This is a genomic window from Chitinophaga sp. GbtcB8 (genome assembly GCF_019091455.1).
GTDB lineage: Bacteria > Bacteroidota > Bacteroidia > Chitinophagales > Chitinophagaceae > Chitinophaga.
The window spans coordinates 154,604-172,529 of the sequence record NZ_JAGXJN010000002.1; the positions used below are offsets into that span (position 1 = coordinate 154,604).

At 48.1% G+C, this 17,926-nt stretch carries 14 protein-coding genes; 4 read left to right on the plus strand and 10 right to left on the minus strand.

Annotation, left to right across the window (positions count from 1 at the left end; genetic code table 11):
* Positions 1 to 195: 195 nt before the first annotated feature.
* The 3 genes from KVT36_RS03670 to KVT36_RS03680 all read right to left on the minus strand — a co-directional run bounded on the left by KVT36_RS03670 (position 196) and on the right by KVT36_RS03680 (position 6,620).
* The gene (locus KVT36_RS03670; RefSeq protein WP_217602148.1) at positions 196 to 1,596 is read right to left on the minus strand and encodes a Gfo/Idh/MocA family protein; all 1,401 of its coding nucleotides are present in this window, start codon (positions 1,594 to 1,596) and stop codon (positions 196 to 198) included.
* A gap of 320 nt (positions 1,597 to 1,916) precedes the next feature.
* Positions 1,917 to 2,528 carry a DUF416 family protein gene (locus KVT36_RS03675; protein WP_217602149.1) on the minus strand — a complete coding sequence of 204 codons (612 nt, stop codon included), beginning with the start codon at positions 2,526 to 2,528 and terminating at the stop codon, positions 1,917 to 1,919.
* A 12-nt stretch (positions 2,529 to 2,540) separates the two neighbouring features.
* The gene (locus tag KVT36_RS03680) at positions 2,541 to 6,620 is read right to left on the minus strand and encodes an RHS repeat-associated core domain-containing protein (RefSeq protein ID WP_217602150.1); all 4,080 of its coding nucleotides are present in this window, start codon (positions 6,618 to 6,620) and stop codon (positions 2,541 to 2,543) included.
* A gap of 285 nt (positions 6,621 to 6,905) precedes the next feature.
* On the opposite strand from KVT36_RS03680, the gene KVT36_RS03685 reads away from it, so the two are divergent.
* Complete coding sequence (locus KVT36_RS03685; protein ID WP_217602151.1) at positions 6,906 to 8,633, plus strand: hypothetical protein; 1,728 nt, start codon at positions 6,906 to 6,908, stop codon at positions 8,631 to 8,633.
* 69 nt (positions 8,634 to 8,702) lie between these two features.
* Here the strand turns inward: KVT36_RS03685 and KVT36_RS03690 are convergent, their stop codons facing one another.
* The gene (locus tag KVT36_RS03690; RefSeq protein WP_217602152.1) at positions 8,703 to 10,121 is read right to left on the minus strand and encodes an MmgE/PrpD family protein; all 1,419 of its coding nucleotides are present in this window, start codon (positions 10,119 to 10,121) and stop codon (positions 8,703 to 8,705) included.
* 225 nt (positions 10,122 to 10,346) lie between these two features.
* Here KVT36_RS03690 and KVT36_RS03695 point away from each other — a divergent pair, with 225 nt between their 5' ends.
* Together KVT36_RS03695 and KVT36_RS03700 are read left to right on the plus strand one after the other, a co-directional pair.
* Positions 10,347 to 10,712, plus strand: coding sequence for a PleD family two-component system response regulator (locus tag KVT36_RS03695; protein ID WP_217602153.1), 366 nt, complete (start codon positions 10,347 to 10,349; stop codon positions 10,710 to 10,712).
* Positions 10,713 to 11,092: 380 nt separating this feature from the next.
* Positions 11,093 to 12,301 carry a PAS domain-containing protein gene (locus KVT36_RS03700; protein WP_217602154.1) on the plus strand — a complete coding sequence of 403 codons (1,209 nt, stop codon included), beginning with the start codon at positions 11,093 to 11,095 and terminating at the stop codon, positions 12,299 to 12,301.
* A gap of 31 nt (positions 12,302 to 12,332) precedes the next feature.
* On the opposite strand, the gene KVT36_RS03705 is transcribed toward KVT36_RS03700, so the two are convergent.
* From KVT36_RS03705 to KVT36_RS03725, 6 genes are all read right to left on the minus strand, one after another.
* Positions 12,333 to 13,772, minus strand: a complete 1,440-nt coding sequence (locus tag KVT36_RS03705; protein WP_217602155.1) for an alpha/beta fold hydrolase — start codon at positions 13,770 to 13,772, stop codon at positions 12,333 to 12,335.
* Between the two features lie 65 nt (positions 13,773 to 13,837).
* Positions 13,838 to 13,966, minus strand: coding sequence for a hypothetical protein (locus tag KVT36_RS32940; protein ID WP_256449937.1), 129 nt, complete (start codon positions 13,964 to 13,966; stop codon positions 13,838 to 13,840).
* A gap of 28 nt (positions 13,967 to 13,994) precedes the next feature.
* On the minus strand, positions 13,995 to 14,264 hold the full coding sequence (locus KVT36_RS03710; RefSeq protein ID WP_217602156.1) for a hypothetical protein: 270 nt from the start codon (positions 14,262 to 14,264) through the stop codon (positions 13,995 to 13,997).
* A 142-nt stretch (positions 14,265 to 14,406) separates the two neighbouring features.
* Positions 14,407 to 15,414 (minus strand): ABC transporter permease, encoded by a 1,008-nt coding sequence (locus KVT36_RS03715; RefSeq protein WP_217602157.1) that lies wholly within the window; start codon positions 15,412 to 15,414, stop codon positions 14,407 to 14,409.
* The gene (locus KVT36_RS03720) at positions 15,356 to 16,375 is read right to left on the minus strand and encodes an ABC transporter ATP-binding protein (protein ID WP_217602158.1); all 1,020 of its coding nucleotides are present in this window, start codon (positions 16,373 to 16,375) and stop codon (positions 15,356 to 15,358) included. The genes KVT36_RS03715 and KVT36_RS03720 overlap by 59 nt, the downstream gene beginning before the upstream one ends.
* A gap of 5 nt (positions 16,376 to 16,380) precedes the next feature.
* Positions 16,381 to 17,247: an NEW3 domain-containing protein gene (locus KVT36_RS03725; RefSeq protein WP_254639828.1), complete on the minus strand. Its 867-nt coding sequence runs from the start codon at positions 17,245 to 17,247 to the stop codon at positions 16,381 to 16,383.
* A gap of 246 nt (positions 17,248 to 17,493) precedes the next feature.
* On the opposite strand from KVT36_RS03725, the gene KVT36_RS03730 reads away from it, so the two are divergent.
* Positions 17,494 to 17,925 (plus strand): hypothetical protein, encoded by a 432-nt coding sequence (locus tag KVT36_RS03730; RefSeq protein ID WP_217602159.1) that lies wholly within the window; start codon positions 17,494 to 17,496, stop codon positions 17,923 to 17,925.
* Position 17,926: the final 1 nt, after the last annotated feature.

The following is a 17,926-nucleotide window of genomic DNA, read 5'->3' on the forward strand; positions in this document are numbered from 1 at the left end:
ATTATTGTCTACAAGTTGGTGAATTGAGAACAATGTTCCACGCAGTGTATATGATTGTGTAATGCAGTGTTACAGCGGAGTTTGGCGGAGTGAAGAGAGCTGTTAGCGGTTAGCTGTTAGCTGTTGGCGGTTGGCGGTTGTGGGAGATTGAACGCACACTAAACAAGTGCGGGTGTTTAGTGTGCGCGCTGTTAATTATATCAATTTCATATTAACGGGGTCCCAGCTAATGACCTTTTTCTGAAAATAACTTTCATTGCAGGAGAGGGCAGGAGCTGCTGCCCTGAAGCCAAATGTTGCATCTTCTACCACGGGCTTGCCTGTTCTGATGGCATCAAAAAAGTGGGTGAAATGATCGAGGTGCTCATCGTACCCATCAGGTGCTTTAAAATTAATATCTTCTTTGCGGGGGCTTCGTCTTTGTGCTGCTGTCCATTTAGCGTCGTATTCTTTCTGCATTTCCTGCTGCATGGCTTTGGGAAATGTAAACAGAGAATCATAACCGCCAAAGCCGGGCGCTTCCGGCATAATGCTATGGCGGATGGCAATATCGTTTCCATTCACCTCCATTACGCCTTCTGAACCTACAAACCGTATGATCTCCTGTCCGCCGGTGCCGCTCACAAAGTTCACCTGCAGGGTTAACTGGAATGCGGGATGCTCCGGCGTATCTGCATACTGCATTACCCCTGACATTACATCGGGCATATTGCGGCCATCTTTCCAATAGCTGAGCTGCCCGGTGCTGTAAATGGTGTGCGGGCCTTTGGAATTAGTAATAAAATGCGTACCGCTTAAGAGGTGTATGAACAGATCGCCGGCAACGCCGGTGCCTACTTCTTTAAAGGCCCGCCACCAGAAAAACTTTTTGGAGTCGTACGCCATTTTTTCTGTTACTTCTATAAAGCGGTCCCAGTCTGTTGTTGCTGCGTTTGCATCTTTGGGGATGGTATATTGCCATGCGCCAATGGAGCTTTGCCGGTCGTACACGGCATTTACCATATTCAGCTTTCCTATTTCGCCTGCGGCCAGCAGCTCTTTTGCTTTTGCCAGGCCAATGCTGCTTACCCGCTGGCTGCCTACCTGCAATACCTTGCCGGATTTGCGTTGGGCGGCTATTACTTCGGGGCCTTCGCTTATTTTGTATACCATGGGTTTTTCACAATACACGGCCTTGCCTTTTGCCAGCGCATCTTTGGTGATGCGTGCGTGCCAGCAGTCGGTGGTGGCAATGATCACTGCATCAATATCGGGCTTGTCCAGCAGCTCTTTATAGTTGCGGGTGGTGAACAGTTCTTTGCCGAATAATTCCTTTGCATTTTCCAGCCTGCCGGTATACAGGTCGCAAATGCCTGCCAGCTCCACGCCGGGTACTTTTAATGCTGTTTGCAGATCAAAATGGCCCTGTACGCCAAAGCCAATAACCCCCAGGCGTATTTTGTCGCCTGTTGATATTTTCTTTTCATAGAACAGCATTCTTTCCTCTGCTGTCTCTTTTGCAGCTAAGCTGGCGAGCGGTGAGGCTACTGCCAGTAAGCTGGTAGCGCCTATGTTTCTTAAAAATCTTCTGCGGGAGTTATGGTCCTGGTTTGACATAAAGTTTTGTTTAACGTGGATTTTAGTGAATAATACAAGGTAAGTTGGCCTTGCAGGGTTTCATTAAAAATACAAAAAAGTAAATGGTTTGCAAGCTGGGGCGGGAGGGAACGAGTGATCTATCAGAGAGACTATGTTCGTTTATTTCTTTCATCCGAATGAAATATGACAGCCTGCAATTGGGAAAGTTGCAATAAAGGTTATTTTTTTATTGTTTGGAAGCAAAAAATGATACAACACTGCATTACCCGGATAAAAACACAAAACCCGCGCATAGCACGGGTTCCGAAGCTTTTCACTTTGAGGTGTGGCACACGTTGTCAGCTTAGATTGATATTTTCAACGGTATATTTTTTCACTACTGACTGCTGCCTTAAACTATCTGCCAGCTGTTGACTGAAGGCGGATGCAGTGATCAGCTGCAGCACACTTTCCTGGTCTGCGATCTCATTTTTTACTGCCGTCATATTATCTACCCGGGTAAGCACTTCTTCCGTAAGCAGCTTTTCTTCCGTTAGCTTACTGAACAGGATCTGTGTAATGGTATCATACACATAAAGACCTGCTATGTGTGCAACATTCATTTTGCCGGAGAAGGTGTTGAGTGAAGTATCCAGGCATATACAGGCGTTCATGGCAAGGGTGCTTTCCAGGCCGGGGTATTCATCGCCATCCGGTACAATGGGTTCCAGCTGCTCCCTGAGCTGGCCGGCCCGCTGCATGTTTTCCCGCGTATAGGCTGCAAGGTTACTCCATACGAAATCGCCCATTTTCCGGATCAGCTGGTAGTTGCCGAAATTGAATTTATCTACCACCGGCCGGTACAGGTCAATGATCTTTTCCGTGCAGTAGATGCAGAAAAGTGCCTGCTGCTGCGCCGACAGGACGGAGGTAGCATTAATAAGGTCGTTCTTTAATTCATTGTAGATCATGCTGAAAGTTAATTAATCGCATTCAATTTTAACACCTTTATCAATCAGCTGCTGCAAGCAGTTATGTTCATCGGCGCCACAGGGGGCACGTTTCCAGGTGCCTACTGCTTTCAGGTCATCCACTTCTTTGAGCAGCACTTCTTCTGCGTGCAGGTTCTTCCCATCTACCATTACAGTGGAGCTGTTTAACGGCGTTACGCCCAGCTCAATGGCCTTAGCGCGCTGCCCTGCATCCAAACCATTGCTGGATGCTGCAAAGAGCTTACCATCCGCATCCTGACCCACTGCTACGGTGCGTAGCTTTTGTGAAAAGAAGTGATCGCCGGAATCGGATATGTCTTTTGCTAAGCCGGTAAGGAAACCTATGAGGCCAAAGGGATCCATCCAGGATAACGGATCATGCACATAACCATACAGGTTTAAGGTATTGCTGTAGAGTTTTATTGGATCCTGGGAAATATAACCACCTCTTTCAGGATCGTAGTACCGGAACCGGTTGTAGTGCAGGCCGGTTTCCTCATCTTCATACTGGCCGGGGTACCTGAAGGGTATAAATTCCTGTGAGCCGGTTAAGGCTTGCGGCTTGCCGTAAATAGTAAGCCGGCATTCCCATACTTTTTCCCCGGCTTCATTATAGGCTGCTGCCGGCGTGCCCAGGTGATCCCGGACAATGGAGTATTGCCGGCCATTCTGAATTTTAGCTACCGGCGCCAGGTTCTTTTCTTCAAATACCCAGGTAATAAGCGATTCCGGCGGTATGGGTTCGGGATGATCCTGCTGCAGATCGCCCAGCTCATTGATAGTGATAACCGGCCTTTCGGCGGATTTATATTTCCATTCATGCAGCAGCACATTACCATCCCATACAAAGCGGGTTAGCTGGCCATGAAATTCTTTTTCAATACGGCGGCCAAAGGGATCATAACGGAAGCTTACCTTTTTGCCATCCGGGCGGGTTACCTGCTTTAACAGACCATTGCCGTACCATTCATATTCCCACACCTCATTCAGGCCGGAAGGGTTGCGGGTGACCTTCCTTACGAGGTTGCCTTCCTCATCATAATGATACCTGCTGCTCTCTGTTTCCTGCAATTTGCCACCCGGGCCGTAATGCCGGTCTTTACGATCCGTGCTGTTATATATGTTACCTGCTTTATCCGGTGTGCGGTGATCTTCCTTACCATTTTCATACTGCGCCCATACCAGGTTGCCAGCATCATCGTGCCGGTATTGGGTAGTACCATGGGTAAGCCCGTTAATGATCTGTTTCAGGTGCAGGTCAGGCCCCCAGCGGTAATGGCTGCGCAGTGTGTCGTGATCTGTTACCTTAACGGTATGGCTTTCCGGAAGGCCTGCTTTCCCGTAATTCCAGCTACTTTGTACCTGCCCGGGAAATGTGTATTCTGTTTCCAGGCCTAACTGGTTATGTTGGATGTTTAAGATCCAGGGCGTGTTTATACCAGGTGTATTAGCCTGTATGCCGCTTATGCTGCCGTTATCATTCCGCTGAAATTGCAGCAGCGCACCCAATGTGCTTTGTACCTGTTTGTGGCGGCCATTGAGATCGTATGTGCCGGATACTTTGTAACCGTTCTGCTCTTCTTCTGTTACGCGACCCATTATATCCCGCTGCAGCTTAACGGTGCTGTGCTCATTGGCGGCTTCTATTACCTGGCCGCTGCGGTTGTAGCTGAAGGTTTCCCAGGTACCGTCACTGTGCTCTGTGCGGGTAAGGTTTCCGTTATAGTCATATTCATGGATTGTCCAGCGTTTGCCGGGCCGCAGTATTTTGGTGATCCTGCCGGCAGCATCACGCTCGTACTGGCGGGTAAGGCCGTCAAAGCCTGTTTCCCGGATAATATCGCCGCGTTTATTCCTGGTGAAACGGTAGGTTTCCCCGTGCTCATTCACTACGCCGGTAAGCAACTCCTCTTTATCGTACATGAAATGTACTTTGGCCCCGTTCTCTTCACGGATCTTAATATTACCCAGTGGTGTGTAGGTGAATTTTACATGCTGGTTGCGGTCTGTGGCTTCCAGTATTTTCCCGTAAGCATTATAGCGGAAAGTAACCTGGTTGCCATCTGCGAGGTCCATGGCCGTGATACGGCCCAGCGCATCATAGTGCAGGTACTGCTGCTCATGCAGGGGATTTTCCGTGCAGGTGCATTTACCCCAGGCATCATACTCCCATAAGCTGCGGTTGCCATCCGGTAAGGTAAATGCGGCCAGGTTATGATCGGAGTCGTACGCCAACAGGGTTTGCTGCCCGCGTTCATTCTCCACTTTTTTTACCAGGTTATGCTCATTATAGCGGAAGATCTGGATGCTGCCGTCTGCTTCTGTGACGGTGTGCAGCAAGCCTGTGTGTGGCCCGGTTTTATAGTAAATGTAAGTACGGGCGGCGCCCTGGGCATTGGTGGCTAATACCAGCCTGCCTGCAGCATCATAGTTGAAAGTGGCGGTGCTGCCATCCGGCTGTACAATGCCGGTGCGGTTACCGCGTTCGCCGTAAGTATAACCGGTAACGTTAGCTTCTTCATCTATCTCCCGGTATATTTCAAAATCTTCGGTATACTCAAAGAACTTTGAATTACCCATAGGATCTTTTACCTGGCTTACTACAAAATCCGGCGTATAGTAGTAGGTTGTAGTATGGCCCTGTGAAGTAGTGAATAAGTTATAACCTTTTTCCGGATGGTATTCCAGCCAGCCTTCTGCAACACCGCCCTCGCCCCAGCTGTGGGTACAGCGGGCCTTATGATCATATTCCCAGTAAAAGGATAACCCGTTACGGTCTGTTTTTTCCACCATCAGGTGGTTGTGATACCGTATGTGGGTAGTTTGGTTCAGCGCATCGGTAATGGCGGCCAGGTCGCCGGCTTCATTATAAGTATAACGGACCATGAGCTGCTGTGCGCCGCGGTGCTGTGCGGTTACGCTGGTGATGCGGCCCTGCGGATCATTGCTTACCTGCAGGTGGCGCCCTGCGCTGTCTATTACCTGCACCAGCTGGCCCTTGCTGTTGTGGTGGAAGCTGATCATAAAACCAGCCTGGTTGCGGATGGCATACAGGCGGTAGTCCTCATCCGTTGGATGCACTTTGCGGAAATGGTATTGCAAGCGTTCCGTATGATCCAGCACCTGGTATTCTTCCAGATCTGTGCGGGTAAGGGTTAATTTCTCATGCCGGTTGTAATCTGTATTTCCTGTGTAAGGCAGCGGCTCAAACACGGTGCTGCGGCCATCGCCCAGCAGCACTACGGTAGCATTTTCTGCGGCAAATTCCCGGATGCGCATGTCATAACCCAGGTGGGTTCCATGGCCTAATACACCGTTAAATGAGCTGTCGCTGTTCCAGGAGCGGGTCCATTTCAGGGGAATGGGACCGGGCAGCTCAAAATCAGTACCGTCATATATTACAATACCCTGCACCAGGTCAACCGGTTCAAGGCCTTTTTTACAGAGGAACTTACTCAGCTTATTGCTGCCTACTTTTCCTTTTAAGGCGTGGTTAAATTTGGTGGCCAGCTTTTTACCGGCTGCTCCCAGGCCTTTCATTAATGCGCCAAATCCAAAAGACATGACGATGTTCAATAAAGCCCCGGCCCAATCCGGCACATAGGGGCCGCCTACACTTACCGGCTTACCAAAAGAAACCGGTATGGAATAGGAGGTAGGCAGGTACATGCTGGGAATGGGCTTGAACTTTTTGCCCGGTTTTATGGAGAGCGGCATGCCTATATCGTTACAGGTCATCATCATGTAACCGGAGGGGCTCATAAGATTGCCTTCCACCTTGGTTTTCTGACTGCCGAAAAAATTCACGGAATCGTGGCCTATCATGGGCGCCAGCAGGAAAGGGCCGCCCATGGGAATGTGAAAAAGGATGATCAGGATACCACTGGTGTCGCTTTTACCGCGGGGCACATGATTGATCTTAGTAGTGGCGCCTATAAACGGAATGTAATCCATCGGGTCTACCACAAGGCCTATGTAGGGGTGCGGCAAAGGAACCGGAACGCCTAAGATCAGCACAATGTGAATGTCCAAACCAATCACCGGCGTAAAATGCTTGTTACTAACCAGCATAATGAGTTGCTTTTAGCGATTACAATGGTCCTTACAGGGTTGTGGGGTGAAGGACGGTTTTTCTAATTGAGTCAGATAGTAGTATTGCAATATAACCAATTTTTCACATGATAAGAAGCCCTCCTGCGCGTACAAGAGGGCTTTCTGAAATAGAATTAATGTTAAGGTAACATCATATGGCAAAAACAGCTTAACTTACAATAACAGTCTGGTAAAACAAACTAACCTCAAACGAATTGCCGGTTCAGGGATCAGCCAACCTCTAACTCAATAATACTGGTTATTATGAAAGTTCACTTCTTATTTGTGGGGTCAGCCTTTTTACTTTTAGGGATGCTTTCTTTCCGGTTCATTGCTGATCATCAAAACAACAGGGAGGTATCGGATAACCGCAGCTACATTGGCTGTGCGCCGCCTGCCAGCCTGGATCTGCGGCCGGATGCAAGCGGAAGATATGTACCGGTTTTTCCCGGATGGGGCAGGTATAGCTACCCGGTGCATACCAGCAGCGACAGCGCCCAGCTGTTTTTTAACCAGGGGCTGAATATGTACTACAGCTATCACCTTACCGAAGCACTGGCTTCCTTTAAGGAGGCTGCCCGGCATGATGCTTCCTGTACCATGGCCTACTGGGGCCAGGCCTTATCAATGGGGCCTTATTATAACAGCTACGTTTATAAAATGCCGGCCGCTGTTTTACCTGTGCTGGCGCAAATGAACCGGGCAGCTGCTAACAGTACGGAAAAGGAAAAAGACCTGGTGAATGCCATTAATAAAAGATATTCAACTGATACCACTGACAGGAAACGCAGTGAGCTAAACCGCGCTTATGCGGCAGCCCTGGCAGCCCTGGTGAAAAAATATCCCGGTGATGCAGACATAAAAGCTTTGTATGTGGATGCTGTAATGCTGGAACATACCTGGGACTTCTGGAACAACGACGGTACTCCCAAAGCATGGACCGCGGAGCTGGTGAATGATTGTGATGAGATCCTGAAGGTGCATCCTGAACACCCGGCGGCTTTGCATTACCAGATACACCTGGTTGAAGCATCCCTGCATCCTGAAAAAGCGCTGCATAATGCAGACGTGCTGAAAGTGGCTATGCCAGGGGTATCCCATATGGTGCATATGGCCAGCCATATGTACCAGCGCAATGGCCTGTATGCAAAAGGTGTTGATGTAAACCAGGCTGCTGGCGCATTACAAACGGAGTATAATGTTATGGCGCCAAACCTGAAGCTGGGTGTATTCAGCTTAACCCATTTTAATGCCGTAGGATCTTTCTGCGCTATGAATGCAAACATGTATAAAAAGGGCAGTGAGATGGCCGGGCAGCTGCATGATATTTTAGCAACGGATCACAGGGCGCGTTTGTCTAATACCTTTTTTCAATATTTATACATGCTGCCCATGTTCACGGCCATAAGATCCGGTAAATGGGAAGCAGTTACCGCTATGCCGGAACCGGGCACAGACCTGCATTACGCCCTGCTGCTGGACCATTTTGGGAAAGGGCTGGCATCCATTAAGCTGCATGATACGGCAGCTGCGGGCAGGCAGCTACAGGGGCTGAAGGGTTTATTAAAAGACAGCTCCCTGCCGGTAAGGAACCTTCCTTTTAATGCGGCGCTGGGCTCCGCAAAAATTGCAGCTGCTATACTGGAGGGCGAGCTGTTTGCTGCACAGGGCAAAATGGATGCTGCAGCACAATCGCTGAAAAAGGCCGTGGCATATGAGGATGAGCTGATATACCGGGAGCCGAAAGACTGGCCCATACCTGCACGTCATTTTTTAGGCGCTCATTTGTTGAAAATGAAACAGGTATCCCGGGCAGAGAAAGTATACCGGCAGGACCTGGTGCTTAACCCCGGTAATGGCTGGTCTTTGCTGGGTTTATATCAAAGTTTGATGATGCAGCATAAAACAACCGCGGCGCGTAAATACCAGCTGGCATTTAAACGGGCTTTTGCCGATGCAGATGAATTGCCGCCTGCTTCTGTTTATAATTAATAATAAAGAGGACAGTTTGTGCATGAAGTGCATGCAGCACGATTATTAATTATTAATTTTTAACCCGCGTTATGCCAGCGCATGTGAGCCTGACAGCTCATTTGTTAAAGTGGAAACATCTTCATTTTCCAGGTTTTGCACTGTTCTTATGATCTGTTCCCGGGTGGCTTCATCCAGGCTGCCGGCGCCCAGCCTGTGAAATTTTGCGATTACATCATCCCAGCTAAGGGGGCGGGTGTGGAAGCCTTTGAAGTCTTCTTTTTTTATACAGTGCTCTTCTCCGCTTTTTAATTTTACACAAACTTTGGTATTCATTTTTTCAGGATATGGAGCCGTATACGGATCAATTTTTTCTATGAGCTTTCGGGGTGAATGTAAAGGCAAACCGGTGCCTGTTTCCACCTTTTGCAGCAATGCCTGCACATCTGCCCGGCGAATACGCTCCGGCAAAAATTGCTGTGGCCATACTTCGCCATCCAGCAGGGCTACTGCCATCAGGTAGGGCAAGCTGTGATCCGCCTGCTCTTTGGTTTGCACCAGCTTACGGTTGCCATACTGGCCTCCGCCTACAATGTTATAAGCGGTGAGAAAAGTGGTTACGTCTATCTTTTCCACCTCCGCAGGCGCTATATTATATTGCTGCCGCAGCTCCAGCATAGCTTCCACTGCGGGCTGCGTATGTACTTCTGCGTTATAGCTTTTTAGTATACATTTTTTGATGAGGGAAAAATCCCCGGTGGCGCAATCAAAAGCGGGATCCATTCCAAATTCTTCCTTGAATCCCTTGGGGCCTTCAAAATAGCTTACAGGGCCGGTAACGCCTTCCTTTGCCAGCAAAACTACATTCGTGCAGCCTAATGCTACCAGTGAAGATGCAAAGCCTTTCCACTCATAGGTATATGAAGCGCGCGTAGTAACGGTGGTGTTAAAGGTGCTGGCTGTAATACCAATGGCATGGGCTGTTTCCTCCTCTGTTAGTGAGAACATTTTGCCAAGCGCCGCAGTTACTGACATGGCCAGTAATACCGTATGGTCAATACCTTTGGCCATTAGCGGCATTTGTTCTACCAGCGTGCATTCCAACTGGTAGGCAACTGCCATGGTAGTTAAAAGATCACGGCCGCTTGCGCCTGCCAGCTGGGCGGCGGCTAACACAGCGCCAATATTATCACTGGGGTGGCAGGTAGCTTCTTTGCCCAGGAAATTGTCCATAAAATCAGGATAGCGTATGAGCAGCGTGTATAATTGTGCAGCCCTGTCTACAGCAGTATGGCCAATCACCGGTACCTGGCAGGCGCCGTCCTGCTGTAAGCTTGCTGTTTGTCTTAATAGCTTTTGCACAGTAGGTGCCTGCAGGGAATATAACATGGAGCCAATGGAATCCAATAAATGCTTTTTAAGCTGATCGCGTATATCATTGCTGAGATGGGAATAGGCCGATTGCAAAGCAAAACGGGCTATTTTTTCCGTAATACCAAGGTCTTTCATATTGCTGTGTTTAATAAAGGAGCACATTCAATTTAAATGCCATGGTAAGCACAGCCGTTACTTACAACCTGGCCGAAGACTTTTCAATCCTTTAAAGATTGAATACAATCTGCCGGGAATTGAGAACATTGCAATTTTAAGGGAAAAACGATTTAACTTTATAATAGAAGCAGTTACACGAAACGGTCAGCATACTCAACAATACTCTCACAACCTCTCCATTATATGAGTAAAATTTTAGTACTCGACGATAATGAGGCTATTCTGGAGGCCATTCATTTTATTCTAAGCAGAAGAAAGATAGTAGTAGTTACTATTGCCGACCCTGCTTTGTTGCTGCCGTATTTGCAAATGCATAAGCCTGACCTGCTGTTAATGGATATCAGCATGGGCTGTTATGACGGGAGGGAGTTATGTTACCAGCTTAAAAGCTCTCCTTCGGAAGAGCACTTACCTATTGTACTATTTTCCGCCAAAAGCTATAACCCGGCATCTATAACGGCCTGCGGGGCAGACGCATTTATGGAAAAGCCCTTTCACATTCAAAACCTTTACACTGTGCTGGAACAATTGCTGCCGCAGGAGGCTTAATTAATATTGCTTTTATACGGAAGGGTAGCAGTGACACGGTACACGGTATGTTCGGGAACTTACCGTAATCATCATTCCCTTAAATTTTTTACTAAAAGGCCCTTACACATAGCAAACAGGTAAGCCATCACCACTGCGTCACAAACTTTAAACCGGGTTGGAAGAACACTTGTGATGGTTGCCGTGAATGTTTATTTTAGTAGAACATTTTACGGCACTATTTTCCTGTTGTGAAATAGCGTATGAAACACTGATAGTACCAGATCACCTACTGACCTAACGCGGGCAGCAACCATTGTTCTGAGCGCTGGCGCTATAATTGTTTACCAGGAAAAAATTTTAACTATCCGAAAACTGCTACTTTAAATGCAGGATCTGCTATGATGAGCAATGTTCAACTGAATACCATGCTGGCCCTGTCTTCCGACGTATTTTGCATTTTTGACCGGCAACTGCAGTTCGCAGAAGTTGCCGGCGCCGGAGGAATGCCCTGGGGGTATGATCCCGCATCACTATCAGGCAAACCATTGGGCAGCCTGATTAAACGCATCACAAACCCTGCCGGGGCAGATGTTCAGCATGTGTTTGAGCAATCGGCATCCACCCTGGCGCCGGTAAAGTTTGCATGCCATTTCCTGGCTAACCATCATAAAATTATAAGTGTTGAATGGACCCTGAAATGGCAGCCGGAGCACCAGGCATTTTATGGTGTGGCCAGCACTATAGGAGAGAGCCCGGTTGATGGCGCGGGTAACTCCCTGCATGACCAGATGGGCCGGATCATTGAGAGTATAACGGACGGGTTATGCACGGTAAATGAATCCTGGACCATAACCGGCTGGAATAAGGCTGCTGAAGAAATGACCGGCAAAAAGCGTAGTGAGCTGATAGGTAAGAATATATTTGATGTTTTTAGCCGGGAGCTCACACCTGCCATCAGGGATGTTTATCAAAAAGCAATGACCGAAAAAAAGACGGCGGAGCTGCTGGTTAAAAGAAGTGAAAAGAAATACCGCAACCTGTTTAATTCAAGCCCGCTTCCAATGTGGGTGTATGATATGGAAACCTATAAGTTCCTGAGTGTGAATAATGCAGCCATCCGCCATTATGGGTATACCCGGGAGGAATTTCTTTCAATGACCCTTAAAGATATAAGACCCGTTAGCGAGATAGGCAGGCTGGAGGCGGAAGTGAATAAGATCAGGGGAACCGAGCGTTTTAATGAAGGGATTTTTAAACACTGTACGAAAAGCGGGGAGGTAATTAATGTGAAGATCCAGGGGAATGTGATAGACTTTGACGGGCAGGAAGCAAGACTGGTACTTGCTATTGATGTTAGCGCCCATCTGGCTTATATGAATGCCATTGAAGAACAGAATGCCCGGCTCAGGGAAATTGCATGGATCCAGTCGCATGTTGTGCGCGCTCCCCTTGCCCGCATAATGGCGTTAATAGATGTATTAAAGGATAAAGACCTTTCCCGGGAAGATTTCCTTAAATATATCGGGTTCCTATCTGTTTCCGGTAATGAGCTGGATAATGTGATAAAAGGGATCGTTGAAAGAACGCAGCGGCTTAAAATGCCGTGACCTTTTACACTTCCTGAATCATGCATGTTATTCAATAAACAACAATATCATTTTTCCCGGACGCTACTTTTTTATACGGATCGTTAAGGAACTGCTGCATGAAAGTCTGAAAATCCCGGCCGCCTACGCCATGCCCGCGGTTGGTGAACAGCAGCCGCTGACTGTTAGGCATGTAATGATGGATCATATCAATATAAAGCGGCCTGCAGGCATTATCCAGCTCTCCATCGGCCAGCAATGCCGGCTTATTGGAATAAAAAGGTTGTTTGGTGCTTGCTTTAACAGGGGACGATGCCCAGCAATCACACATGGCGTTGTAAACATCATTAATGTGATAGCCTTCCATGTAAGGGTAGGCATTATAAAGCTGACGTTTAACATTTTCATAGTTATAGGCTGCCTGGTCTGCACAGTATACTGAGATGCGCATGCCGGAAGGTCCCCGGCCATACTGGAACAGATCGTCCAGCAGCTGTTTCACATAGCCGTGATGGTTACCTTTAATGAGCTCTGTAACAACAAAAGCTAACGCTTTCCGCTGACCGGAAAGATAGTTCTGGACAATATCCAGCAGATCGTTCCGGGTGTATTGAATGTTGAGGGTATCTGTGGCGCCTTTTTCCAGGTAAGGAATGTAAAAGACCTTTCCTGCAATGGAGGTAAAATATTGCTGAAACTTTTCCATCAGGTTGCCGTATAAAACCTTATCTGCTGAATCCTTTTCACAACGTGCGAATAATATGGTAAGCGCTTCGTTAAAATTAGCCGGTTCATCTTCATCAATATGCACAAAGGTGGGCAGCGGGGAATCCAGTATCAAAGAGCGGATGCGGGAAGGATCATGCTGCAGCACTGCCAGCATAAGGCCGCCGCTGTAAGAAATGCCCCAGAGATTAACGGAATCAATGCGCAAGCTGGTCAGCAGGTCGTGAATGTCTGCCACTGTTTCATCTGTATTATAAGCGGAAAGGTCAATGCCACGGGCTTGCAGGTCTTTCCGGTACTGTTTTACACCTTCAATCACCATGCTGTCTTTATTAAGGTTCTTACGGTAAGCGGTTTTAATGGCGTTCGCCAACGCCGGACCGTAGAGGTTAGGCTGGGCATAATTGGTGCCTCTTTGCTCAAATGCAATACAATCCCGGTCATTAATAATAGTGCTTTTGGCGGCGCCTGCTGCCCAACCAAGTGAGCTGCCCCCGGGCCCCCCGGTAGTGAACAGCAGCGGGTCTTTCCTTTTATGCGGGTTTTTACTTTCTACTACAATAAACGGGAGCTGAATAGTTTTTCCATTCTTCTTTTTCCTGTTCTCCGGCACTACCAGGTAACCGCAGCGGGTTTTAAAGCTGCTGTCTATTTTAACAGGGCAGGCACAGGGAACAATGGCTGGCGTATAAACTGATTTTTGCTGAGAGCGGGCAGCTGGTACGCAGCAGCAAAAAGCTATAAACATCAGGAGTACAGGTTTCATCCGGGAGCTGTTTTAATCAAAAATAGAACGGGGGCGGGGAATATGGAAGGTAAAAAACGGACATTTTAAAGGGAGCTGCTCACGCTTTGACCGGTGAACCGGATCATTTCCCTATAAAAGTGGCTCATATCATAATAGCCATAGTTGCAGGGTGCAAAGGCTTTTTTATTGGCTACATAAGCTGTTAAAGCCATTCTTGCACGCAGAATGGAAAAGTATTTTTTAGGGCGAGTCCCTTAAAACAAGTACATCATCTGCAGGGTGGATCATATGGCAATCTTTGCCAGTAACCAGATGATAGGGCGCGCCCAGGTTGATCCAGATGGTGGGCGTCCAGCTGGGGAACATTTTTACTGTAAAACATTCATTGGCCGCATGCCGGCTGGTAGCTGCAGGAGAGGATTCAGAGAAAAATTCAATGTAATCAGCCAGCTCCGGGCAAGGGCTGCTGAAGTTGTACAACTTCCTGATATTGTCGAAGATCTCGATCATTCGGGAAAGGAGTTTAAAGCCCTGCTAAAAAGAATGTAAAATGTAAAATTTTAAATCATAAATGTAAAAGTAAAATACCGCGAAACCAAGTAAACCTATATCCGTGGCTTTTACTTTTACATTTGAAATTTTACATTCTTTCTCAGGTCCTGATCTCCCTTCTCATAAATAAATAATAGGAAAGCGCAAAGCACACTACTGTTGCTGCTATGAGCCCGCTTACCTGCGGCCATACCACCAGCAGGCTTTCCCGTATTGACAAGGGCGATGGGATGGCACCTGCCATCTGTTCCATTGTCAGCGGTCCCAGGCTGCGCACGGAGGGCATTAGCAGGGTGGTAGTGGCATCGGTATACAGCTGGCTGGGTACCAGCCGCATGATGGTGATGATGGCGCCATTATAAGATGCTACCTGTTCCTGGCTCAAAGTACCGGGATCAGGCAGGAATGCGCTCACAACAATCCTTAAAAGGATCTGGTAAAAAACTGTAAAGAATAACCAGATGGCAATGGCAGTTAGCGCGGAAGTGGCTGTTTGCCGGAACTTCACGGATAAAAGAATGGAAAGGTTCAGCCAGAAGGCAATGTAGATCACGCTGAGGGCAGTGAAACACATGATCCTTATAAACTCCGAAGGCTCCATCTTAACACCGGTTGTTATAAGCCCGCCGCCTATCATTAAAAGACTGAGTGAAAAGAACAGAATACTGACCACAATGAGGGAGGCCGTAAATTTTGCATTCAGCAGGGAATCCCGGTAAATGGGCTGTGCCACCAGGCGTATGAGGGTACCATTGGACTGCTCCGAGTTAATGGCATCAAAGCCCAGGGCAATTCCCAGCAAAGGCCCCAGAAAGCCAATAAATACATGGAAGGGTGGTAAGGATCCGTCGGTGATGGTGAGCAGCTTCAGGTAAAGGAATAAGCTGTCCGGATCCTGCGGGTTGGTAACGGCCCTGCCAATGTTGGTAAGCGATACGTACAGCGAGCCAAGGAAGGTAACCAGTATAAGCCCGGCCAGTATAATGAACCGCCAGCTGCGTACCTGGTCTGCCACTTCCTTTCGTACCATTACAGAAAAAGGGCTGGCATTATTGCTTTCCCCATTTGCCGGTAAAAGACCTTTTAAAAAAGCCGGTTGACTTTTCATTGGAGATATTTTCCTTTAAATTATTTTCAAAATAACGTTGATAGATCTCATCGAGGCCGTAAGTGCGCTCCTGTACGCCGGTTACATCATACCCGTTGTGTACAAAGAAGCGCACAATTTCGGGCGTAATATTTTCCTGTCCGGCAATCTGTGCGCTGTTGGCGGATAAGGTTACCTGCTTTACGGCAGGCAGCGCCAGCAGCTGTCCCTGCAGCTGCGCCGTTTGTTCCGGCAGCTTTTTAACCATTACCTGTACCTCATAGGGCGCTGATCTGAACAGGTTAGCGGCCAGGGTTTCAATATTACCTTCTGCCAGCAGCTGGCCCCCCACGAAAATGCCTACACGGTTACAGATCTGCTGTACCTGGTGAAGATGGTGGGATGATAGCAGCACCGTCATTCCCTGCTGCTGGTTCAGCTGCCGGATAAGCTCCAGGAAATCCTTTACCCCGGCAGGGTCTATGCCCAGGGTAGGCTCATCCAGGATGATCACTTCCGGTTGGCGGATCAGTACATCGGCCAGGCCTAAACGCTGTTTCATGCCACGGGAAAAGGTGCCTGCCTTTTTATGCAGCGCATCTTCCAGGCCTACCTGCTGCAGCATAGTGCCGGCACGCGCTTTCACCTCCTTTTCCGGGATGCCGTTCAGCCGTCCTATATACACCAGGTTTTCCAGCGCGGTAAGGTCATTGTAAAAGCCAACATTATCAGGCATATAACCCACCTTCTTCTTTACATAGATAGGATTACGGGACGCATTTACCCCGCAGATACGTGCCTCGCCGGCGGTAGGTTCCGTTAACCCCAGCAGCATCAGGATAGTGGTGGATTTGCCTGCACCGTTAGGGCCCAGCAGACCGAAAACTTCTCCTTTATGGATAGCCAGGTGCAGATCATCGACCGCTTTCAGGGAACCATAGTGTTTGGTTAGCCCATGGATCTCAATGATTGGTTGTTCCATAGCTTTTACCTCCTGCCATATTTACGGATAAGGTAATAAACAGCTCCCAGCGCCAGTAATATTACCAGTATGCCTATCCAGCCGGTAAGCAGGGAAGTTTTTACCGTCATACGGAAAGATGCTGTAGCGGTGGAATAATTATTTTTAACGGTGAAGTTGGTTACGTAGTCGCCTGCAATGGTCTTATCAGGTACCTGCAGGGTAGCTACTACTTCCGCTTCCTTACCCGGGGCCAGCTGCGCAATGGTGGCCGGTTGAAAGGATGCCTGCCACTGGCTGGGCGTTTGGGAGGAAAGGGTTAGATTGTCAAGCGGGATGGTGCCCATGTTCTTCACCACCAGGCGGATCTCTTTACGGCTGCCTTCCGTTACATCATCACTCAGCCTGCCGGTTGGTGTGGTCAGCTGCACATTGTAGGTGCCCTTTACCACGGCTTCCAGGGCTAGTTTGGAAGAGTCCATACCGGTTACGGCCACCAGGGGAATATCGTACTTAGCCGGTTTTGCTTCCGGTGTAGGACTGATCTCTACCTGTATGTCCTGCGTTCGGCCGGAATCAATGTTGATGGAGGTTACCTGCATACCTTCTACCTTGAAGGAAATGCCCCAGCCTTCAGGTACCCTGCCTGAAAGCCGGAATATACGCGGTACAGGGGCTGCATTGCGTAATTGTGCATTGTAGGTGAATGTGGTGTTGGCTGCGGCTTCCAGGTTCATAAGCCTTGCGGTAAAAGGTGGCGCTGAACGGTTAGCTGTTTGTGCGGCGGCGTGGCGGCCGCATAACATCAGTAAAAAGAAGCCTGAAAGAAGGATACGTGGACGCAGCTGAATAAGCCGCCGATGCAGTTTTCTGGTAGTTAAAATCGCTATCATAGAATTAATAAATAATAATTACGTCCTTTATGAAATAACAGCTATTTATTTTCCTACAGTAGAATGTTTTTTAAACAGCGCCAAATTAATGGTGAAATTTCAAACCATTTGCTAATAAAATGTGAAAATTTGTGGATCCAGGAGGAATGAAAGGCATGAATGTTGGTTGAGGTTTTAAGCAGCTCCGGGAGATCTTAGCGGCGCCGGTAGAATAAATAACCATGTTTAATTTAAAGTGATCATAAAATGAAGCCCATTTTAGCTGGTATTGCCGGTACTGCAGTCATGACTGGCTTTTCTTATTTATTGTCTTTGTTAGCGCACAAAAACTGGCGGGTGATACATGTGCTGGCAGCGGTGCTCAGCGGCCCACGGTTACAGGTGCAGCCCGTGCCTTACACACGCGGGCGATTGATAACAGCAGGTATTGTTCATTATGCAATAGGGATCTTATTTGCTATAGCATACCGTAAGCTGGCTGATGCAGGTGTTACCAGCTATTCATTTGCCAGTGCGGCTTTGTACGGCGTTGCTATTGGTATTTTAGCGATGGTGGTGTGGCGGATTACTTTTGCGCTGCGTTATAAACCGCCGGGCGTTCAGTTATCATCTTATCTTCCCGTTATTGGCAACGGGCATATCCTGTTTAGCCTAACCATGGTTGTGGTGCTGCGTTAGT

What these genes read in the sequence shown, in the direction of transcription:
- KVT36_RS03670 (WP_217602148.1), bottom strand. Translation starts at nt 1,596, where the DNA reads ATGTCAAACCAGGACCATAACTCCCGCAGAAGATTTTTAAGAAACATA.
- KVT36_RS03680 (WP_217602150.1), bottom strand. Translation starts at nt 6,620, where the DNA reads ATGCTGGTTAGTAACAAGCATTTTACGCCGGTGATTGGTTTGGACATT.
- KVT36_RS32940 (WP_256449937.1), bottom strand. Translation starts at nt 13,966, where the DNA reads ATGGCTTTAACAGCTTATGTAGCCAATAAAAAAGCCTTTGCACCCTGC.
- KVT36_RS03705 (WP_217602155.1), bottom strand. Translation starts at nt 13,772, where the DNA reads ATGAAACCTGTACTCCTGATGTTTATAGCTTTTTGCTGCTGCGTACCA.
- KVT36_RS03690 (WP_217602152.1), bottom strand. Translation starts at nt 10,121, where the DNA reads ATGAAAGACCTTGGTATTACGGAAAAAATAGCCCGTTTTGCTTTGCAA.
- KVT36_RS03720 (WP_217602158.1), bottom strand. Translation starts at nt 16,375, where the DNA reads ATGGAACAACCAATCATTGAGATCCATGGGCTAACCAAACACTATGGT.
- KVT36_RS03695 (WP_217602153.1), top strand. Translation starts at nt 10,347, where the DNA reads ATGAGTAAAATTTTAGTACTCGACGATAATGAGGCTATTCTGGAGGCC.
- KVT36_RS03715 (WP_217602157.1), bottom strand. Translation starts at nt 15,414, where the DNA reads ATGAAAAGTCAACCGGCTTTTTTAAAAGGTCTTTTACCGGCAAATGGG.
- KVT36_RS03710 (WP_217602156.1), bottom strand. Translation starts at nt 14,264, where the DNA reads ATGATCGAGATCTTCGACAATATCAGGAAGTTGTACAACTTCAGCAGC.
- KVT36_RS03685 (WP_217602151.1), top strand. Translation starts at nt 6,906, where the DNA reads ATGAAAGTTCACTTCTTATTTGTGGGGTCAGCCTTTTTACTTTTAGGG.
- KVT36_RS03700 (WP_217602154.1), top strand. Translation starts at nt 11,093, where the DNA reads ATGATGAGCAATGTTCAACTGAATACCATGCTGGCCCTGTCTTCCGAC.
- KVT36_RS03725 (WP_254639828.1), bottom strand. Translation starts at nt 17,247, where the DNA reads ATGATAGCGATTTTAACTACCAGAAAACTGCATCGGCGGCTTATTCAG.
- KVT36_RS03675 (WP_217602149.1), bottom strand. Translation starts at nt 2,528, where the DNA reads ATGATCTACAATGAATTAAAGAACGACCTTATTAATGCTACCTCCGTC.
- KVT36_RS03730 (WP_217602159.1), top strand. Translation starts at nt 17,494, where the DNA reads ATGAAGCCCATTTTAGCTGGTATTGCCGGTACTGCAGTCATGACTGGC.